Here is a 3,751-nt window from a genome sequence, read left to right on the forward strand (position 1 = left end):
TCTCTTATTCGTGGGGCAAAAATTGGATGTGATACTATTCAGATTTTCGTTAAAAGTAACCTCCAGTGGAAGGCAAGAGATATTAAAAACTTTGAAATACAGGAATTTTTTATAAATAAACGTGAAACCAAAATTGAGCTGGTAATAGCTCACAGCTCTTATTTAATTAACCTGGCCTCTTCTAATAAAAGAATTAGAAATCTATCTATAAAATCATTTAAAAAAGAGTTAAAAACAGCTCAAGAATTAAAAATACCATATTTTGTCTTTCATCCTGGTTATCACAAAGAAGTAGGTCTAAAAGTAGGGATACGTTTAATTGCTAAAGCACTAAATCAGATTATTTTAAGAGATAATTCTAAGATTACTATCTTACTTGAAACTACTTCTGGTCAAGGAAGTTCAATTGGCTATAGATTTGAACAATTAGCAGAAATAATAAATTTAGTTAATAAAAAGAAGAGAATTGGTGTTTGTTTTGATACATGTCATGTTTTTAGTGCAGGTTATGAAGTTAGAAATAGAAAAGATTATGAAAAAACTTTTGAGGAATTTGAAAAAAATATAGGAATAAAAAGATTGAAAGCTTTTCATCTTAATGATTCAAAAGGAGATTTGGGATCAAGAATTGATAGACATCAACATATAGGAGAGGGATATCTGGGACTTGAACCCTTTAGATTTATTATAAATAATAAAAGATTTCAAAATATTCCTATGATAATAGAAACTCCAAAAGATGGTGGCTATAAAAAGGATGTAGAAAATCTAACTATATTAAGGTCTTTAATAAAAACTATTTAAAAAGTTAAAAAGGGGTCATTTCCAAAAAGTTATTACAAACAATAAAAATCAATTTGACATACCCAAAACTCAATAGTAAACTATCCTATTGCATCTAAAAATATATGATGTTAAACTTATTTTGTGAGCCGTTAGCTCAGCTAGGTAGAGCGTCAGACTTTTAATCTGAGGGTCGCAGGTTCGATCCCTGCACGGCTCACCATTGTGCCCCCATCGTCTAGTGGACTAGGACATAGCCCTTTCAAGGCTAAAACGGGGATTCGATTTCCCCTGGGGGCGCCAAAATAATTTTGAAGTATTTAAGATTTGTATTTTTTGTATATTAAAATATATTATTATATTTATAAAAATTCTGTATACAAAAAGTAGATTTAACTTGCTGTATACAAAAAGATAGATAGATTTTTAAAATTCAAAGTGGGCGAATAGCTCAGATGGCAAGAGCGCCTGCCCTACAAGCAGGAGGTCGCAGGTTCAAGTCCCGCTTCGCCCACCATTAGCTATATAATAATTCCTGTAAATAAATTGGGAATTAAGGAAAAGATATATTTTATATATAGTTATAATACTTATATATTAAATAAATTAATATGGTAGGGGCTGTCGTTCAGCGGCCTAGGACACTGGCCTGTCACGCCAGAGATCGCGGGTTCGAATCCCGTCAGCCCCGCCAAAAAATATTTATTTATATAGAAGATTTTCAAATAGAGTAATATTAGATATTAAAATATATCTAATTAAACTACTATTAAATTTGTTTAATATATGGTTTCAAAGTCTTTAAATATAAAAAAGTGGCGAGATAGCTCAGTTGGTAGAGCGATGGACTGAAAATCCATGCGTCCCCAGTTCAATTCTGGGTCTCGCCACCATTCTTTTAATCTCTTAATTTGTATTTTATTAAATCTAAGTTCTTTTAAAAGTTTTTAACAAATTTTCTAATGTATTTTAAATAAGGAAAATGTAAAAAATTTCTAATTTTTTAATTATTTTTTGAAATTATTTATTTCCATAGAAAAGAATTTTCCTACTTCTATGAATCCGTGTTTTTTATAGAATTGGTGGGAACCTACTCTCTCAAGAGATGATGATACCTCTATCTCAATGCAACCACGATATTTTGCTTCCTCAATTGCATTTTTTAATAAAATTGAACCAATTCTTTTGTTTCTATAATTTTCATCAATTACTAATTCATTTACTATAGCAACTAATCCTAAATCATGAATTGTAAGCTTAAAACTTAGTGAAATAAATCCTACAACTCTTTTCTTATCTCCTTCCCCACTCAATATTGCTACTCTACTTAAATAATTTTCTTTGTCAACTATTTTCTTAAAAATTTTTTCAGCAATTTTTATATCATCATTAGTAAATTGAGGTTCCAGTTGTTTTATAAGCCTTAAGATATCCTCACAATTATTAATAGTTGATTCCCTTATTTTAATTTTATTAATTATTTTCTTCATAAGATTTACACCTCTAATAAAAATTATTTTTATACGAACATTAGTTTGAATAAAATCCTTTATTTTGATATAATTTTTTAAAATATAATAAATTTTTTGATATATCTTATAAAAATATATTTAAAATTGAATATATTTAATGATACATCATATAATTAATTTGCTAATAGATCTGTAATGTCAATTAAACAAGCTTTCTAACTTCCTCCTTGGAAAGAAAGCTTTAATTAATATTTTTAATATTAAGGCTATGATTTTTTGGAGGTTTAATTTTGAAAGAAAATATAGATACTAAAGCTGTGATTGAAGAGATTTTAGAAGATTTTGAGAATAGATTTAAATTAGCACATATAGAAAGAATTCCTAAAAGAGAAGCTGAGCTCTCTCCTTTTCCTGAAAACATTAACTCTAAATTAGTCAATGTTCTAAAGGAAAGTGGAATCAAGTCCCTTTACAGTCATCAAGCTCAAGCAATTAAAGAGATATCAAATGGAAAAAATACGATTGTTGTTACGCCAACAGCAAGTGGAAAAACATTATGCTATAACATACCAGTATTAAATTCAATAATTAAAGATCCTGATGCAAGAGCATTATATTTATTTCCAACAAAGGCTTTGTCTCAAGATCAGGTAAAGGCTCTGGAAAGGTTAATAGTTCCTCTTGGTATTGACATAAAGACATACACATATGATGGCGATACTCCAACATCTGTTAGGAAAAGGCTCAGAACTTATGGAAACATTATAATTACTAATCCGGATATGTTACACACAGGAATTCTACCTCATCATACAAGATGGTTAGGATTTTTTACTAAATTAAAATACATAGTTATTGATGAAATACACACTTATAGGGGACTTTTCGGTTCTCATATGGCAAATGTACTAAAAAGACTCGATAGAATATGTAAATTTTATAACTCTAATCCAATATATATTTGTAGTTCCGCTACTATTGCAAATCCTAAAGAATTAGCTGAAAAGCTTACAGATAAAGAGTTTATATTAATTGATGATAATGGTGCACCATCAGGTGAGAAATGGTTCATATTCTGGAATCCTCCCAGAGTTGCAAAAACTATAGAAAGAAGAAGATCACCATTAATTGAAGCTAAAGAGATCGGAAAGAAATTAATTGAAGAAGGTGTTCAAACTATTTTCTTTACAAGAAGCAGAGTTTCAGCAGAAGTTTTAGGTACATATCTCAAACAAAGTGTTGACCCAAAATTAGCAGAGAGTATTAAATCTTACAGAGCTGGATATCTCCCGATTGAGAGAAGAGAAATTGAAAAAAAACTGTTTAGCGGAGAAGTTATGGGAGTTGTATCTACAACTGCACTTGAGTTGGGTATAGATATTGGTGAACTTGATTCATCAATTTTGGTTGGCTATCCAGGCTCAATCTCATCAACCTGGCAACAAGCTGGAAGAGCAGGGAGAGGTGAGGATTTTGCCTTATCAATACTGATTGCA

Annotated in this window: 3 protein-coding genes and 5 tRNA genes; 7 read left to right on the forward strand and 1 reads right to left on the reverse strand. The window is 30.0% G+C overall.

Annotation, left to right across the window (positions count from 1 at the left end):
* From KKC53_06205 to KKC53_06230, 6 genes are all read left to right on the forward strand, one after another.
* Nucleotides 1–804: deoxyribonuclease IV (locus KKC53_06205; protein ID MBU2598743.1), on the forward strand; the 804-nt coding region annotated here is incomplete at its 5' end.
* A 125-nt stretch (nt 805–929) separates the two neighbouring features.
* Nucleotides 930–1,006: transfer RNA gene (locus KKC53_06210), tRNA-Lys, on the forward strand.
* 4 nt (nt 1,007–1,010) lie between these two features.
* Nucleotides 1,011–1,086 (forward strand) — tRNA-Glu (locus KKC53_06215).
* A gap of 137 nt (nt 1,087–1,223) precedes the next feature.
* A tRNA-Val gene (locus KKC53_06220) sits at nt 1,224–1,300 on the forward strand.
* A 100-nt stretch (nt 1,301–1,400) separates the two neighbouring features.
* Nucleotides 1,401–1,477: transfer RNA gene (locus tag KKC53_06225), tRNA-Asp, on the forward strand.
* A gap of 123 nt (nt 1,478–1,600) precedes the next feature.
* Nucleotides 1,601–1,676, forward strand: a tRNA-Phe gene (locus KKC53_06230).
* A gap of 114 nt (nt 1,677–1,790) precedes the next feature.
* Here KKC53_06230 and KKC53_06235 read toward each other — a convergent pair.
* Nucleotides 1,791–2,273 carry a GNAT family N-acetyltransferase gene (locus tag KKC53_06235; GenBank protein MBU2598744.1) on the reverse strand — a complete coding sequence of 161 codons (483 nt, stop codon included), beginning with the start codon at nt 2,271–2,273 and terminating at the stop codon, nt 1,791–1,793.
* Between the two features lie 299 nt (nt 2,274–2,572).
* Here KKC53_06235 and KKC53_06240 point away from each other — a divergent pair.
* Nucleotides 2,573–3,751 (forward strand): DEAD/DEAH box helicase (locus KKC53_06240; protein MBU2598745.1); only part of this gene is annotated, 1,179 nt, incomplete at its 3' end.

The organism is Actinomycetota bacterium, assembly GCA_018830725.1.
Taxonomy (GTDB): Bacteria; Actinomycetota; Humimicrobiia; order JAHJRV01; family JAHJRV01; genus JAHJRV01.